General features: G+C 69.3%; 12 protein-coding genes and 1 tRNA gene. 2 read left to right on the top strand and 11 right to left on the bottom strand.

The window, feature by feature from the left end:
- Positions 1-55: 55 nt before the first annotated feature.
- The 7 genes from IRG63_RS01665 to glmU form a co-directional block, all read right to left on the bottom strand.
- Positions 56-1,414, bottom strand: a complete 1,359-nt coding sequence (locus tag IRG63_RS01665) for a CoA transferase (RefSeq protein ID WP_193509014.1) — start codon at positions 1,412-1,414, stop codon at positions 56-58.
- Between the two features lie 9 nt (positions 1,415-1,423).
- The gene (locus IRG63_RS01670) at positions 1,424-2,668 is read right to left on the bottom strand and encodes an APC family permease (RefSeq protein WP_193509015.1); all 1,245 of its coding nucleotides are present in this window, start codon (positions 2,666-2,668) and stop codon (positions 1,424-1,426) included.
- 10 nt (positions 2,669-2,678) lie between these two features.
- Entirely contained in the window at positions 2,679-3,131 is a 453-nt protein-coding gene (locus IRG63_RS01675; RefSeq protein WP_193509016.1) for a hypothetical protein, read from the bottom strand.
- Between the two features lie 118 nt (positions 3,132-3,249).
- A complete protein-coding gene (locus IRG63_RS01680; RefSeq protein ID WP_193509017.1) occupies positions 3,250-4,905 on the bottom strand; it encodes a catalase in 1,656 nt (551 codons plus the stop codon).
- A 109-nt stretch (positions 4,906-5,014) separates the two neighbouring features.
- Positions 5,015-6,709 carry a long-chain-fatty-acid--CoA ligase gene (locus IRG63_RS01685; protein ID WP_193509018.1) on the bottom strand — a complete coding sequence of 565 codons (1,695 nt, stop codon included), beginning with the start codon at positions 6,707-6,709 and terminating at the stop codon, positions 5,015-5,017.
- A complete protein-coding gene (locus tag IRG63_RS01690) occupies positions 6,709-7,686 on the bottom strand; it encodes a ribose-phosphate diphosphokinase (protein ID WP_168628130.1) in 978 nt (325 codons plus the stop codon). Before IRG63_RS01690 ends, IRG63_RS01685 begins: the two co-directional genes overlap by 1 nt.
- A 34-nt stretch (positions 7,687-7,720) precedes the next feature.
- Positions 7,721-9,154 carry a bifunctional UDP-N-acetylglucosamine diphosphorylase/glucosamine-1-phosphate N-acetyltransferase GlmU gene (gene glmU, locus IRG63_RS01695; protein ID WP_193509019.1) on the bottom strand — a complete coding sequence of 478 codons (1,434 nt, stop codon included), beginning with the start codon at positions 9,152-9,154 and terminating at the stop codon, positions 7,721-7,723.
- A gap of 104 nt (positions 9,155-9,258) precedes the next feature.
- Here glmU and IRG63_RS01700 point away from each other — a divergent pair.
- Both IRG63_RS01700 and IRG63_RS01705 read left to right on the top strand, forming a co-directional pair.
- Positions 9,259-9,330 (top strand) — tRNA-Gln (locus tag IRG63_RS01700).
- A 39-nt stretch (positions 9,331-9,369) separates the two neighbouring features.
- Positions 9,370-9,864 (top strand): MarR family winged helix-turn-helix transcriptional regulator, encoded by a 495-nt coding sequence (locus IRG63_RS01705; protein ID WP_168628132.1) that lies wholly within the window; start codon positions 9,370-9,372, stop codon positions 9,862-9,864.
- 16 nt (positions 9,865-9,880) lie between these two features.
- Here IRG63_RS01705 and IRG63_RS01710 read toward each other — a convergent pair whose 3' ends face one another.
- The 4 genes from IRG63_RS01710 to IRG63_RS01725 form a co-directional block, all read right to left on the bottom strand.
- Positions 9,881-10,237 (bottom strand): TraR/DksA C4-type zinc finger protein, encoded by a 357-nt coding sequence (locus IRG63_RS01710; RefSeq protein WP_168628133.1) that lies wholly within the window; start codon positions 10,235-10,237, stop codon positions 9,881-9,883.
- Between the two features lie 179 nt (positions 10,238-10,416).
- On the bottom strand, positions 10,417-12,240 hold the full coding sequence (locus IRG63_RS01715) for an ABC-F family ATP-binding cassette domain-containing protein (RefSeq protein WP_193509020.1): 1,824 nt from the start codon (positions 12,238-12,240) through the stop codon (positions 10,417-10,419).
- 121 nt (positions 12,241-12,361) lie between these two features.
- Entirely contained in the window at positions 12,362-13,102 is a 741-nt protein-coding gene (locus IRG63_RS01720; protein WP_227411691.1) for an endonuclease domain-containing protein, read from the bottom strand.
- Between the two features lie 402 nt (positions 13,103-13,504).
- The gene (locus IRG63_RS01725) at positions 13,505-14,443 is read right to left on the bottom strand and encodes a 4-(cytidine 5'-diphospho)-2-C-methyl-D-erythritol kinase (protein ID WP_193509022.1); all 939 of its coding nucleotides are present in this window, start codon (positions 14,441-14,443) and stop codon (positions 13,505-13,507) included.
- Positions 14,444-14,469 lie beyond the last annotated feature (26 nt).

A 14,469-nucleotide genomic window follows, 5' to 3' on the forward strand; every position in this document is an offset into this window, starting at 1 on the left:
GACCCTTCAGGGTCTCGACAGGCTCGACCACCGGGGCGCGACCACCGAGGACGGGTCACCAGGTGGCTGCGTCGGAGCCGAGGTCGCGCGCGTGCAGGCCCCAGGCCAGCGGGGCGCCCTCGATCGTGAGCGGCGGCAGCAATCGCTTCGCCGGTCCCCACTGGGTCGCCTCATCCCGCGTCGGCAGCGCATCCAGCGTCGCCTCGGCGGCATCGTCGCCCTCGCCCGCCGACGTCAGGACCAGCGCCGTGCGCGCCAGCGACAGCTGCGCGATCGACCCGCGCCCCTCCGTCACCGCCATCGTGAGTCCCCGCAGCACCGCGGCCGCCACGAGGTACCCGGTCGCGTGGTCGAGCGCCTGCACCGGCAACGGCACAGGCTTGTCCGCGCCCGCCCAGCGCATCCCACGCTCGGCGATGCCCGCCGACATCTGCACCAGGGAGTCGAAGCCGCGCCGGTGACTCCACGGTCCGGTCCAGCCGTAGGCGTCGAGCGACACGTCGACGAGTCCGGGCCGCAGCTCGGAGCGTGCGCGCGCTCCGAGCTCGAACCCGTCCAGCGCGCCGGGACGGTACCCCTGCACCACGACATCCGCCTCGGCGACCAGCGCGCGCAACTGCTCCAGCCCGGCAAACTCGTGCGCGTCGAGCCGCGCGGTGCGCTTGCCGATCGTCAGCTCCGGCACGATCGCCGGCTCGTTCCAGTCCGGCGGGTCGATGCGCAGCACGCTCGCACCGAGCCCGGCGAGCAGCCGCGTCGCCACCGGGCCGGCGATCACCCGGGTGAGGTCGAGCACGCGCAGGCCGGCCAGCGGCCGCCCGGCCGTCGGCTGCCAGCCTCCGCCTGGACGCCCGGCTAGTCCGTCCCGCCACGCCACGAGCGGCTCCTCGGCCACCGCCATGCCCTGCGGGTGTCGCCGCCACTCGATCGTCGACCGCATGACTGCCGCGCATCCGCCCGCCTCGACGACCTCATCCTCGAGCTCTTGCGCCGGCCACTGGGCGACCGCCCGCGCCACCGCTTCGCGATCGTCCGCGACGCCGAGCACCTCGAGCGCCACCGCCTTGTGGCGCGGCGCGTTGGTGTGCAGCCGGATCCAGCCATCGGATGCGCGATAGTCGCCCGCGATCGGGTCCCACGGTGACGGCACCTGCCAGCCGACGGGCGTCAAGGTCATCCCGAACCACCCGGAGGCGAGCGCCCGGTCCACCGTCACGGTGGGCGCTGCCCCGGCGGTGGCGCTGACCAGCTCGGATGCCGCGAGCCCGGCCGCGCCGATGGACGCCACCGCCAGCTCGGTGACCGGGAACGCCGAACGCAGCGAGCCTCGCCCGGTGGTCGGCTGTCGGCGCTCGACCAGGTCGTGCCCGCCGCCGAGCGCGGACCAGAAGCCGTCGACCACAGGATCGCCCATGTCCCGAGACTAGGTGCGAATCCGCCTTTTTGTCAGCATGCGTGTCAGCATCCGCAGCGTCAGCCCGAGCGCGAGCACGCCCGCGGTCACGACGAGCGCCTGCCAGGGCAGCGTGAACGCGAGCACCAGGCATCCGATCAGGCCAGCGATCTGCACGACGCGCGGCAGCCACCGATCGGATGCCCGCTGCCGCAGTGCGGACGCGTGCGCGAGCGCGTAGTAGCAGAGCACGGCGCACGAGCTGAAGCCCACAAGCCGTTCCGGCTGCAGGAAGACCACACCGGCGATCGCGAGGCACGCGATGACCGCCTCGGCGAGCGCCGGCGCGTGCGTGCGCGGCGAGATCCAGGCCAGGCCGGCGGGCAGTTCACGGTCGCGCGCCATCGCCAGCGAGGTGCGCGACAGGCCGGCGAGGATGCCGGCGAGCGAACCGAGGCACGCGATCCCGGCGACCACGCGGATGATGGTGTCCCAGGGTGCGGCGGTGCCGACCAGGTCGGCGACCGGCGTGGCCGTCGCGGCCAGCGCATCCGTGCCGAGCAGTGCGACGCACAGCACGCCGAGGGTGCCGTAGACGAGCAGCGTGATGGCCAGCGCGGTGATGATGGCCCGTGGCAGCGTGCGCTTCGGGTTGCGCACCTCCTCGCCGAGAGTTGCCATGCGCGCGTACCCGGCGAACGCGAAGAACAGCAGTCCGGCCGACTGCAGGATGCCGTACGGGCTGCCGGGCGTGAGCGCGCCGAGCCCGGGCGCATCCGCGGGCGGCGAGACGAGCGCGGCGATGACGACCGCCACGATGCCGCAGAGCACGACGGTGACGATGCCCGCGCTGATCGCGGCGGTGCTGCGGATGCCGGTCATGTTCACCACCGCGAGCACGACGATCACCATTACGGAGACCGCACGGGCCTGCTCTGGCCACAGGTAGCTGCCCGCGATGAGCGCGATCGCCCCCGCCGACGCGGTCTTGCCCGCGAGGAACAGCCAGCCAGCGGTGAAGCCCGCGAGCGGACTGATCTCGGCGCGCGCGTAAGCGTAGGTTCCGCCGGATACCGGATGCACCATCGCCAGTTGCGCCGAGCTGAGCGCGTTGAGGGTCGCGATCACCGCCGCGATGGCGAGGCCGATCAGCAGCCCACCGCCGGCGACCTGCGCCGCGGGCGACCAGACGAAGAACACCCCCGCGCCGACCATCGAGGCGAGCCCGATGACGACCGCCTGACGGGTCCCGAGGCTGCGTTGCAGCGTGTTCATTTCCCCCAGCCTATTCGGCGGCGAAGGTGGGGCGGATGTCGTTGACCGTGTCCTTCAGCACAGCGTGAGCGAGCGCATCCCGCGCCAACTCGATCGCGTGCGCGCGGTCGCGTTCGTTGAAATACCAGCGCGCGCACGCGAGCACCGGGAACCCATCGAGGGTGAAATACCAGCCGAACCCGCCGTAGCGCTGCTCGCGGCGCGCCTGCGGGAGCATCCGGTTTTCCTCTTCGACCATCCGCAGGGCGTCGGCGCGCGCCTCATCGACGGAGGCGAACACCGCGGTGCGGCGCCCCAGCGGCCGGAAGTTGCCGGATACCAGTTGCCACACCACCGCGCTGCCGGCTCCGGCGCGCAGTGTCTCGTCGACACCAGCGACCCGGTTCAGGTGGCCGGCCCACGCCGCGAGCCGCGGATGGCGCGGCGACGGGAAACGTGTGAACACGATTCGCGCTGTCCCCATCGACCGATCACCCCCTGATTGCCGTTATCCAATCGAAACCGGGTGAACGAGCGCCCACGGCTGACCCAACGCGCGGTGAACGCGATGTGAGACGGGGCGGAAATCGAGTCGCCCGGGCTCAGGCGGCGTGCATCACCCGTTCGTCGGGCACGCAGTGGGTCATGGTGAGTCCTTCCACGTCGCGCGGGCCGTTCTGGCCCAGGTTCTGCCGGCGGCGCTGATCCTCGTCGGTGAGGGTCTGCCCTGGCAGCGGGTCCATCCCCTTCACCTCGTCGATGCCGATGCCGAGCCCATCGCCCACCCTCTGCCCGAGCTCGTCATCGACCAGGTAGAAGTGCCACAGCATCCGTTCTTGCACGGCGCGCGCCGCCTGGCCGATCAACATCACGAAGTTGCCGACCAGGTCGTCCTTCTCCCACTGCTCCAGCAGTTGGTAGCGCTGCCCGGCCTGCAGGTAGTCGTTGGTGCGCGGGATGCGGGCGCGGGTGAGCCGGCCGCTGAGTTCCGGGCCCTCGATGTCCTCGGTCTGGTACTGATCCTCGCGCAGGCCGCCGGTGATCGACGGCTCGTAGTTGACGTGCGGGTTCTGTCTGTCGCCCAGGTCCACCTGGTATGCCATCTGGCCGCCGCGCTGGTTGGTCGCCACCTGCGCCTTCGGCGCGTTGACCGGCAGCTGCAGGTAGTTCGAACCCACCCGGTACCGTTGCGTGTCGCTGTAGCTGAAGGTACGACCGACCAGCATCTTGTCGTCCGAGAAGTCGAGCCCGTCGACGAGCACGCCGGTGCCGAACGCGATCTGCTCGTTCTCCAGGTGGTGGTCGCTGACGTTGCGATTCAGCGTCATCGTGCCCACCAGCTTCGGCGGGAAGTCCTGCTCCGGCCACGTCTTCGTGTCATCCAGCGGGTCCCAGTCGAGTTCCGGATGCTCGTCATCGCTCATCAGCTGCACGTAGAGATCCCATTTCGGGTAGTCGCCGCGCTCGATCGCCTCGAACAGGTCTTTTGAGGCATGCCCGGTGTCATGCGCCTGGATACGCGCGGCATCCTCCTCGGTCATGCTCTTGACACCCTGATGCGGCTGCCAGTGGTACTTCACCAGCACGGTGTCGCCTGCCTTGTTGCACCACTTGTAGGTGTTCACCCCGAAGCCCTGCATGTGCCGGTAGTCGGCGGGGATGCCGCGTGGGCTGAACAGGTTCACCAGCATGTGCAGCGACTCCGGCGACTGCGACATGAAGTCGAAGATGCGGGCCGGGTCCTGCCGGAAGGTCACCGGATCCGGCTTCAAGGAGTGGATCACATCCGGGAACTTGATCGCGTCCCGGATGAAGAACACCCCGAGGTCGTTGCCGACGAGATCCCAGTTGCCGTCCTCCGTGTAGAACTTCACCGCGAAGCCGCGCGGGTCACGAGCAGTCTCGGCCGAGTCGCGGCCGCCGATCACGGTCGAGAACCGGATGGCCACCTCCGTTTTCTTGCCCGGCTCCTGGAACAGCTTCGCGCGCGTGTACTTCGACACCGGCTCGTCGCCCCACTTGCCGGTCGCCTCGAACTCGCCGAAGGCAACGAACCCGCGGGCGTGCACCACCCGCTCCGGGATGCGCTCACGATCGAAGTGGCTGATCTTCTCGAGGAACTGGTAGTTCTCCAGGGTGGCCGGTCCGCGCGGCCCGACGGTGCGCTGGTTCTGGTTGTCGTAGACCTGATGCCCCTGGCGGTTGGTCAGGATCGCCTGGTCATCGCCTTGCGCGTAGCCATCGTGCTCGTCGGCCATGATCGCTCCCTTGAGATCGTCGCCCTGCCAGTCCAACAAGCCCACTGGCGGGTGTCAACGATCAGCACCCGAGAGGTCACCGGGAAAGCCGCCGGTTCGCACCAAGCGCCTAGCGCTTGATGAGCTGCTCGCGCACCTGCCTGCGCAGCACCTTGCCGATGAGCGACTTCGGCAGCGCATCGACCTGGATCACCTGCTTCGGCACCTTGTACGCGGTCAACGACGAGCGTGCCGCATCGCGAATCGCAGCCTCGTCGAATTTCGCGCCTGGTGCCATCACAACTGCGGCGACAACATCCTCACCGGAGTGCTGGCTCGGCAACCCGACGACCGCGGCCTCGGCAACGCCCGGATGCGCGCGCACCGCTTCCTCGACCTCGCTCGGAGAGACATTGAAGCCACCGGTGATGATGAGCTCCTTGATCCGGTCGACCACCCGCACGAAGCCGTCGTCGTCAACCGTGACGATGTCCCCGGTGCGGAACCATGGCGCCCCGCCGTCGGGCGCGTCCACGAAGACCGCGGCCGTCGCATCCGGGTTCTTCCAGTAGCCACTGAACACCTGCGGACCACGGACGATCAGCTCGCCTTCCTCGCCGGGCGCGCGATCGACAGTGGGGTTGTCCGGGTCGACGACGCGAATCTCTGTGCCAGGCAGCGGCAGGCCGACGGTGCCGGCGCGGCGGGTGGTGCCGACGGGGTTGGCCATCAGCACCGGGCTCGCCTCGGACAGGCCGTAACCCTCGACGAGGTAGCCGCCGGTGAGCGCCTCCCACGGTTCGACAACGGATGCCTGCAGCGGCATTGCCCCGGAGATGGCGATCTGGATGCCCTTCAGCGAGACGCCCTTCTCCTTGGCCCGGCTCATCAGCCGCTCGTAGATCGGCGGGACGGCGGGCAGGAACGTCGCCGGATGCTTCTTCACCACATCCAGCACCAGATCGGGGTCGAACTTGGGGAACAGCACCAGCCGGGCGCCCATGCTCATGGCGAAGGTCAGGCACAGAGTGAGCCCGTAGGCGTGGAACATCGGCAGCACCGCGTACACCACCGCGGTTCCGCGTGGCACGGTCGGCACCCACGCGCGCGCCTGCGCGGCGTTGGAGGTGAGGTTCAGATGGGTGAGCGTCGCACCCTTCGGGTAGCCGGTGGTGCCGCTCGTGTACTGCAGGATCGCGACATCGTCGGCGGTCGGGCGCACAATCCGCGGCTCGATCCGGTCGGTCTTCAGCAGGTCCTTCCACAGGATGGTGCCGCTCACCTTGCTGGTGAGCGCCGCGCGGGACTCGCGGGCCTTGGCAACCGGCAGGCGGAGCATGGCACGCATCGCCAACGGCAGCTCTTCGGCGATGTCCACCGAGATGACGCGCGCGACGCCGAGGTCCTTCGGGAAGTCCTGAATGGTGGCGACGACGTTGTTCCAGGCGATGACGGTATGCGCGCCGTGATCCTCGAACTGGTGGCGAAGCTCACGCGGCGTGTACAGCGGGTTATGCTCGACGACGATCGCGCCGAGCCGCAGCACCGCGTAGAACGCGACAACATGCTGCGGGCTGTTCGGCAGCACCAGCGCGACGGTGTCGCCCTTCTGCACGCCGAGTCGGCGCAATCCCTCCGCGGCACGCTCGATCTGCTCACCGAGCTCGGCGTAGCTGGTGGTGCGCCCGAAGAACTGGAGGGCGACGTTGTCGGGGTAGGTCCGAACCGACTCCTCGACGAGGTCGTAGAGCGACCCGGTCGGAAGCTCCAGCTCCTCCGGCACGCCGTCGGCGTAGCTGGAGAGCCAGGGCCTGGGGTAGTCCATCAGGCCGCGCCGTCGAACATCGAGGTCACTGACCCGTCGTCGAACACCTCGCGGATGGCTCGCGCCAGCAGCGGCGCGATCGGCAGCACAGTGAGGGTCGGGAACCGCTTCTCCTCCGGCACCGGCAGGGTGTCGGTGACGACCACGGAGTCGATGAATTCGGACTGCAGCAGCTGCGTAGCCGGGTCGGAGAAGACCGCATGGGTGGCTGCGACGACGACGCCGATGGCGCCGGCCTTCTTCAGCGCCTCCGCCGCATGCACGATGGTGCGTCCGGTGTCGATCATGTCGTCGACCAGCAGGCAGACGCGACCCTCGACCTCACCGACGATCTCGTGCACTGACACCTTGTTCGGCACCAGCGGGTCGCGGCGCTTGTGGATGATCGCCAGCGGCGCACCCAGCTTGTCGCTCCACAGGTCGGCCACCCGGACGCGTCCCATGTCGGGCGAGACGACGGTGAGCAGGTCCTTCGGCAGCTTCGCCTTGAAGTGCTCGAGCAGCACCGGCATCGCGAACAGGTGGTCGACCGGACCGTCGAAGAAGCCCTGGATCTGGGCGGCGTGCAGGTCGACGCTCATGATGCGGTCGGCGCCGGCGGCCTTGAACAGGTCCGCGACGAGTCGCGCCGAGATCGGCTCGCGGCCACGGCCCTTCTTGTCCTGGCGGGCGTACGGGTAGAACGGGGCAACCACGGTGATGCGCTTGGCGGATGCTCGCTTGAGCGCGTCCACCATGATCAGCTGCTCCATGAGCCACTCGTTGATCGGTGTGGTGTGCGACTGGATCACGAACGCGTCGCATCCGCGCACACTCTCGTCGTAGCGCGCGTAGATCTCGCCGTTCGCGAAGGTGCGCGCATCCGTCGGTACGAGCTCAGAGCCCAGCTCTGCAGCGATCTGCTCCGCGAGCGCGGGGTGTGCTCGTCCGGACACGAGCACGAGCCTCTTCTGACCGCTGATCTTGATGCCGGACACGTTTCTCGCTCTCTGCCGGTGAACCGACTGGTTTTTAGTCCTGCTCGCCGTCAGCAGCCGCGGCGGCGTCGGCCGCAGCGGTTCCCGCACGGTTCTGCACGACCCACCCCGTGATGTTCCTTTGCGGAGCAACGTTGAGGGCCAGCGCACCCGCTGGGACGTCTTTGCGGACCACCGTGCCGGCGCCCGTGTAGGCTCCGTCGCCAATTCTAACCGGGGCGACGAACACGTTGTGCGAGCCGGTGCGCGCGTGCGAGCCGACCACGGTGCGGTGCTTGTTGACCCCGTCGTAATTGGCGGTGATGGTTCCTGCGCCGACGTTCGAGCCGACACCAACCTCGGTGTCGCCGATGTAGCTGAGGTGCGGCACCTTGCTGTTCTCGCCGATGGTGGCGTTCTTGGTCTCCACGAAGGTGCCGATCTTGCCGCCCGCGCCGAGGTAGGTGCCCGGCCGCAGGTAGCTGAACGGGCCGACGGATGCGCCGGCGCCGATCACCGCGAGCGTGCCGTCGGTGCGCTTCACGGTCGCACCCTCGCCCACCTCGCAGTCGACGAGGGTGGTGTCCGGGCCGATGGTGGCGCCACGTTCGACCTTGGTGGCACCCTTCAGCTGGGTGCCGGGGAGGATCTCGACGTCCTCGGCGAGGGTCACGTTGCGGTCGATCCAGGTGGTGGACGGGTCCTGCACGGTGACGCCCGCGCGCTGCCAGCCGCGCACGATCATCCGGTTCAGCCGCTCGCCGAGCTCGCTCAGCTGCACCCGGTCGTTGACGCCGGAGACCATCCAGCTCTCGGCAACCGGGGTTGCCTCGACGGTGGATCCGGATGCGCGCAGCAAGCCGACCACATCGGTCAGGTACTTCTCGCCCTGCGCGTTGTCGGTGCCGATGCGCGGCAGCTGCTCGCGCAGCGCGCGGGCGGAGAACACGTAGCTGCCGGAGTTGATCTCGGTGATGGCCAGTTCGTCCTCGGCGGCGTCCTTCTGCTCGACGATGCGGTCGAGGCTGCCATCGGCGGCGCGCACGACGCGGCCGTAGCCGGTGGCGTCGTCGAGGAGCGCGGACAGCACGGTCGCGGCGGCGCGGGCGCTGCGGTGCGCGGCGATGAACTCGCGGAGGGTGTCGGCGTCGAGCAGCGGGACGTCGCCGCTGACCACCACGACGTCTCCGTCGAACTCACCCGGTAGCGCGTTCAGCGCAACCTCGACCGCGCGGCCGGTGCCGGGGATGTCGTCCTGGTCGCAGATCACGCACTCCGGCAGCAGGGCGGTGGCCGCCTCGGCGACCTGGTCGCGTCCGTGGCGGACGACGGTGATGATGTGGGACGGTTCGAGGGCCCGCGCGGTGGCGAGCACGTGGCCGAGCAGCGGGATGCCGGCCAGCGGGTGCAGCACCTTCGGCGTCGAGGACTTCATCCGGGTGCCCTGCCCGGCGGCGAGCACGACGACGGCGAGATTCTGGTCGGTCATGCGCACAACTTTACCGATCGCCTCCCCGGCGGCCGCCGCGTGCGCCGTGAACCGACGAGTGGAGACGGATGCTTCTGGCAGACTTGAGTGCGCGCGAAGCGCGGTCCGCCTTGGTGTAACGGCAGCACGACAGCCTTTGGAGCTGTTAGGTCCAGGTTCGAATCCTGGGGGCGGAGCAACGCTCATCCGGATGCGGCGGGCGGGATAATGAGTGGATGCGCTCACACGACGAGGTCGACCGGATCGTCGATGCGTGGTCCCGGGAACGGGCCGACCTGGACTTCGCTCCACTGCAGATCCTGTCCCGCGTCGGCCGACTCTCGAAGCACCTGGATCGGGCGCGACGGGAGGCGTTCGGCGCATCCGACCTGGAATCGTGGGAGTTCGATGTGCTCTCCGCCCTGCGCCGGGCAGGCACGCCGTACCAGCTGAGCCCCAAGCAGCTGCTGCAGCAGACGCTCGTGTCATCCGGGACCATGACCAACCGCATCGACCGCCTGGTCGAACGTGGCCTGGTGCAGCGCCGCACCGACCCGAACGACGGCCGCGGCATCATCGTGACGATGACCACCCGCGGGCGGGAGAGCGTGGACAGCGCGATCAGCGAACTGCTGCAGCACGAGCGCGAGCTGCTGGGTGCGCTGTCGCCCGCGGAGCAGGACCGGCTGGCCACCCTGTTGCGCAAGCTGAGCCTGGACTTCGAGCAGTAACGTCGCGGACGTCGGACTACATCAGGTCGGCGTGCTCGACGCACGCGCGCGCGTACGGCCTGGCGGCCAGGCGTTCGTAGCCGATCGGCTTGCCACACACCTGGCACAGGCCGTAGGTGCCCTCGTCGATGCGTTTCAGGGCATCCGTGATCTCGTGCAGGCGGCGTTGCGACTGGCGGAGCAGCGCGTCGGTCTGCGACCGCTCGTAGGCGAGGGTGACACCTTCCGGGTCATGTTCGTCATCGTTGTTCGAACCCTGCCGCGCGTCGACGATTGCGCTGATGTCCGCGCCGAGCTCGCCGAGCAGGCTCACGGTCTCGTCCCGCTCCTTCAGCAGCAGGTCGCGGTAATGGTCGACATCCAGCCGGCTCATCGAAGCATCCTCGCTCGAACCATGCATGACAGTGTGGCAGACCCGCGACGAAATGGCGCTCTCATCGGCGCAAAGCGGTTCTGGCGGGCGATGGCGGTGCATCGAGTCGGGACATTTGCCCGCTTGGGCGGGCATACCGGGTAAGACTCCCGACTCGATGCAGCTACTGGATGCGGGGGTCAGGACTCGAGTTGCTCGGAGAGCTCGATCCAGCGGTTCTCGAGTTCTGCGGTCTCCGCTTCCAGGGCGGTGAGTTCGGCGGTGATCGTACCGAGCCCCTCGTAGTCGCTCTGGTCGTGCGCGGCGAGCTGCTCGTGCTTCTTCGCGATCTGGTCGGAGAGTTTCGCGAGCTTGCGGTCGATCGCCGAGACCTCCTTCTCGGCGGAGCGGCGGTCGGCGCCGGAGAGCGCGGCGCCGGTGTCCGAGCTTGTCGGGACCGCCGCGTTAGCCTTTCCCGCATCCGATTTGGCGGAATCCGGTTTCGGCGTCGTCGCGGTCCGCGCGGTCGCTCGCAGCTTCAGGTACTCGTCGACGCCGCCCGGCAGGTGCCGGAAGTGCCCGTGCAGCACCGCGTACTGCTGGTCGGTGACCCGCTCGATGAGGTAGCGGTCGTGGCTGACGACGATGAGGGTGCCGGGCCAGTCGTCGAGCAGGTCTTCGATCGCGGCGAGCATGTCGGTGTCGAGGTCGTTGGTCGGCTCGTCGAGGAGGAGCACGTTCGGCTCGTTGAGCAGGATGAGCAGCAGCTGCAGCCGGCGCTTCTGCCCACCGCTGAGGTCGCGCACCGGGGTGGCGAGCTGCGCGCTGGAGAAACCGAGCCGCTCGAGGAGTTGGCCGGGCGTGAGCTCCTTGCCGCCGGCGACGTAGGAGCGCTTCTGGCGGGAGACGACATCCGTAACCCGGTCGTCGAGGATGTCGGCGAGCTCGCCGAGCCGCTGGTCGAGCATCGCGATGCGCACTGTCTTGCCGCGCTTCACCCTGCCGGCGGTCGGCTCGATGGTGCCGCCGACCAGTCCGAGCAGGGTCGACTTGCCTGCGCCGTTCGCGCCAAGGATGCCGGTGCGCTCGCCCGGCGCGATGCGCCAGGTCACGTCGCGCAGGATCTCGCGACCGTCGAAGCTGACGGATGCGTCGAGCACGTCGACGACGTCCTTGCCGAGCCGCGCGACGGCGAGCTGCTGCAGTTGCACGGTGTCCCGCGGTGGCGGTTCATTGCTGATGAGCTCGAGCGCGGCGTCCATGCGGAACTTCGGCTTGGCCGTGCGTGCCGGTGCGCCGCGACGCAGCCAGGCGAGTTCCTTGCGGGCGAGGTTCTGCCGTTTCGCCTCGGATGCTGCCGCCATCCGATCGCGTTCGACGCGCTGCAGGATGTAGGCCGCGTAGCCGCCCTCAAACGGTTCGATGATGCGGTCGTGGACCTCCCAGGTGGCGGTCGAGACCTCGTCGAGGAACCAGCGGTCGTGGGTGACGACAACCAGTCCGCCCTGGCCGGACGGCCAGCGCCGCTTCAGGTGCTCGGCGAGCCAGGCGATGCCCTCGACGTCGAGGTGGTTGGTGGGCTCGTCCAGGAAGATGACGTCCCAGTCGCGGGTGAGCAGGGCAGCGAGCGCCACCCGGCGCCGTTGCCCGCCGCTGAGGGCTGCCATCCGGGACTCCCACGGGATGTCGCGGACCAGCCCGGCGATGACGTCGCGCACGCGCGGGTCGCCTGCCCATTCGTGTTCGGCGCGGTCGCCGACGATGGCGGCGCCGACGGTGAGATCGTCGGGGAGCTCGTCCGCTTGGTCGAGCATGCCGAGGGTGACGCCGCCGCGGCGGGTGACACGTCCGGCATGCGGGTCGAGGCGACCGGAGAGCAGGCGCAGCAGGGTCGACTTGCCGTCGCCGTTGCGGCCGACGACGCCGACGCGGTCGCCCTCGTTCAGGCCGACGGTGACCGCATCGAAGATCACGCGGGTCGGGTACTCGAGGTGCAGCGCTTCGGCGCCGAGCAGGTGGGCCATTCCCCCAAGGCTACCTGCGGGTCGCCAGCGGGCCCTCCGTCCCCTCGACTCCCCGCGAGACTGCGCAAACCTGCACTCTCGCAGGCCAGAGCGCACGTTTCTGCAGTTTCGAGCGGCTAGGTCACACCCGCGCACCCCGGGCGCGCAGCCGCCTACGGATGCGCTCGATCGTCTGAAGCGGGTGGTGGCGAAGAATGTCGTCAGCGGACACGTAGATGACCGTCCATCCCTGATCCTCGATGCGCTCGCGCCGGGTGATGTCCCGCCGGAAGCGCTCCTTCTCGCGATGCACATCGCCCTGATACTCGATGCCCACCTTCCATTCCGGGAACGCGAGGTCGAGCATCGCGACGAAACCGCCGGCGCGATCCGCGAGCGTGAAGTTCAGAAGCGGCTCTGGAAGTCCCGCCCGAACGATGAGCAGCCGCGTCAGGGTCTCCATTCGGGACAACGAGCCGTAGCGAACGAGCAGAAACGCTTCACTGAGACGCCGAATGCCGCGCCGCCCCGCCCGCGCTTCGACGGCCAGTTCGAGATCTGACAGCGTCGCCAGCGGAGGCACCGCGCTGAGCGGCTCGTCGCCCGTCACCAGAAAATCCCCCGCGGCGACCAAATCATCCGTTCTCAGCAGCGTCGCGATTTCGCACCAGCAGTCGACGGGCGACGACACACGAAGCCCCTGCCTTGACTCGACCGTTGTCGACTGGCCGGAGTGGTGGCCGACGACGCCGCGCGCCCTCGGAAAACCCACCGACTGATCGGCGCTCACGTGCAGTGGCGTCGCATTCTCAACAGCGAACGGAAGCGGAATGCCGTGGATGAGCGCCGCAGTCGTGTGGCTGAAATGCTGCGAATCCGGCATCCGCAGTGCGTAGGCACGGATGAGCGCCGGCACGGAATCGGGATGCTCGGCCGGTATGCGAACCCCGTGGAATGGTCGATGCAGGTCGGGCGCACGTAAGCGGCGGGAGCTGATCCCGGTTTCCGTCGCTTCCCTGCTCGCGAACGCGCGACCTCGCAGGTGCTCTGGGAGGTCACGCGGTCGTCTCACCCCGACAGCATCCGCGCGCCAATCGCCGCTCGGTGCCACTCCGCCGGGCCGCGGCCCCCTTCCGCCCCACCGCCATCGCTGGGGAGGAGGGGAACCCGCCTCGCGAGACTGCAGGAACCTGCGGAATGGGGCGCCAAAACGCCGTTTCGTGCAGTCTCGGCGGATGCAGAGGCCGGAGCCGGGCCGGGCCGGGGCGAAGGGTTGCGAGCGCGCTCAGGGCTCGGGGGTTACGCGGGCACCGTGCACCGGCCCGCTCGCCCGCACCACGCGCTTCCCGGATGCCGACAGCGCCACCTGCAGCGCAAGCGCGGCGTCGTTGTCGACCGCCAGGAACGCCACCGTCGGCCCGGATCCGGACACGATGCCGGCGAGCGCCCCGTTCTCCTCACCCAGCTCGAGCACCTCGGCCAGCCGGGGCTCCAGGTGCAGCGCCGCCGCCTGCAGGTCGTTGTGCATGCACGCCGCAAGCATGTGCGGGTCACCCGCCCGCAGCGCCTGCAGCACCGTCGTCTCCACGTGCGGCAGGTCCAGCACCGGCGACAGCTCGCCGGCGTGACGCTCCCGGTGCCTGTCGAGCTCGCGGTAGACCTCCGGGGTGCTCATGCCGAAGTCGGCGAGCGCGAGCACCCACTGGTAGTGCCCCTGCGCGAGCGCCGGGCTCAGCTGGTCACCCCGGCCGGTGCCGACCGCGGTCCCGCCGAGCAGCGCGAACGGCACGTCGGCTCCGAGCTCTGCGGCCAGCCCGAGCAGGTCGTCGCGGGAGAGCCCGGTCCCCCACAGCGCATCGCACGCGAGCAGCGTCGCAGCGGCATCCGCCGACCCGCCGCCCATGCCACCGGCGACCGGGACGTTCTTGTCGATCTCCAGCCGCACGCCCTCGCGCCACCCGGTCCGCCGCGCCAGCAGCGTCGCCGCGCGGATCGCAAGGTTCGAGCCGTCCGTGCTCAGCCCGGTCAGGTCGACGCTGCCGGTGAAGCTGACCGAGAAGTCCGGCGCGGGGCTGGCCCGCACCTCCTCGTACAGCGAGACCGCCTGGTAGGCGGTCGCAACCTCGTGATACCCGTCCTCCTGGAGGGTGCCGACGCCGAGGTAGACGTTCAGCTTTCCCGGCGCTCTGGCGTGCACCACCCGTTCGGGGGCCTCGGTCGTCATGGCTATAAACCTAGTAGACCGAAGCG

The organism is Cryobacterium sp. BB736 (assembly GCF_014980265.1).
In the GTDB taxonomy this organism is placed as follows: Bacteria; Actinomycetota; Actinomycetes; order Actinomycetales; family Microbacteriaceae; genus Terrimesophilobacter.

Excerpts from the sequence above, each read along its gene's own strand:
- IRG63_RS01725 (WP_193509022.1), bottom strand. The coding sequence starts at position 14,443 with ATGACGACCGAGGCCCCCGAACGGGTGGTGCACGCCAGAGCGCCGGGA.
- IRG63_RS01705 (WP_168628132.1), top strand. The coding sequence starts at position 9,370 with ATGCGCTCACACGACGAGGTCGACCGGATCGTCGATGCGTGGTCCCGG.
- IRG63_RS01670 (WP_193509015.1), bottom strand. The coding sequence starts at position 2,668 with ATGAACACGCTGCAACGCAGCCTCGGGACCCGTCAGGCGGTCGTCATC.
- IRG63_RS01720 (WP_227411691.1), bottom strand. The coding sequence starts at position 13,102 with ATGCCGGATTCGCAGCATTTCAGCCACACGACTGCGGCGCTCATCCAC.
- glmU (WP_193509019.1), bottom strand. The coding sequence starts at position 9,154 with ATGACCGACCAGAATCTCGCCGTCGTCGTGCTCGCCGCCGGGCAGGGC.
- IRG63_RS01710 (WP_168628133.1), bottom strand. The coding sequence starts at position 10,237 with ATGAGCCGGCTGGATGTCGACCATTACCGCGACCTGCTGCTGAAGGAG.
- IRG63_RS01685 (WP_193509018.1), bottom strand. The coding sequence starts at position 6,709 with ATGGACTACCCCAGGCCCTGGCTCTCCAGCTACGCCGACGGCGTGCCG.
- IRG63_RS01665 (WP_193509014.1), bottom strand. The coding sequence starts at position 1,414 with ATGGGCGATCCTGTGGTCGACGGCTTCTGGTCCGCGCTCGGCGGCGGG.
- IRG63_RS01680 (WP_193509017.1), bottom strand. The coding sequence starts at position 4,905 with ATGGCCGACGAGCACGATGGCTACGCGCAAGGCGATGACCAGGCGATC.
- IRG63_RS01715 (WP_193509020.1), bottom strand. The coding sequence starts at position 12,240 with ATGGCCCACCTGCTCGGCGCCGAAGCGCTGCACCTCGAGTACCCGACC.
- IRG63_RS01675 (WP_193509016.1), bottom strand. The coding sequence starts at position 3,131 with ATGGGGACAGCGCGAATCGTGTTCACACGTTTCCCGTCGCCGCGCCAT.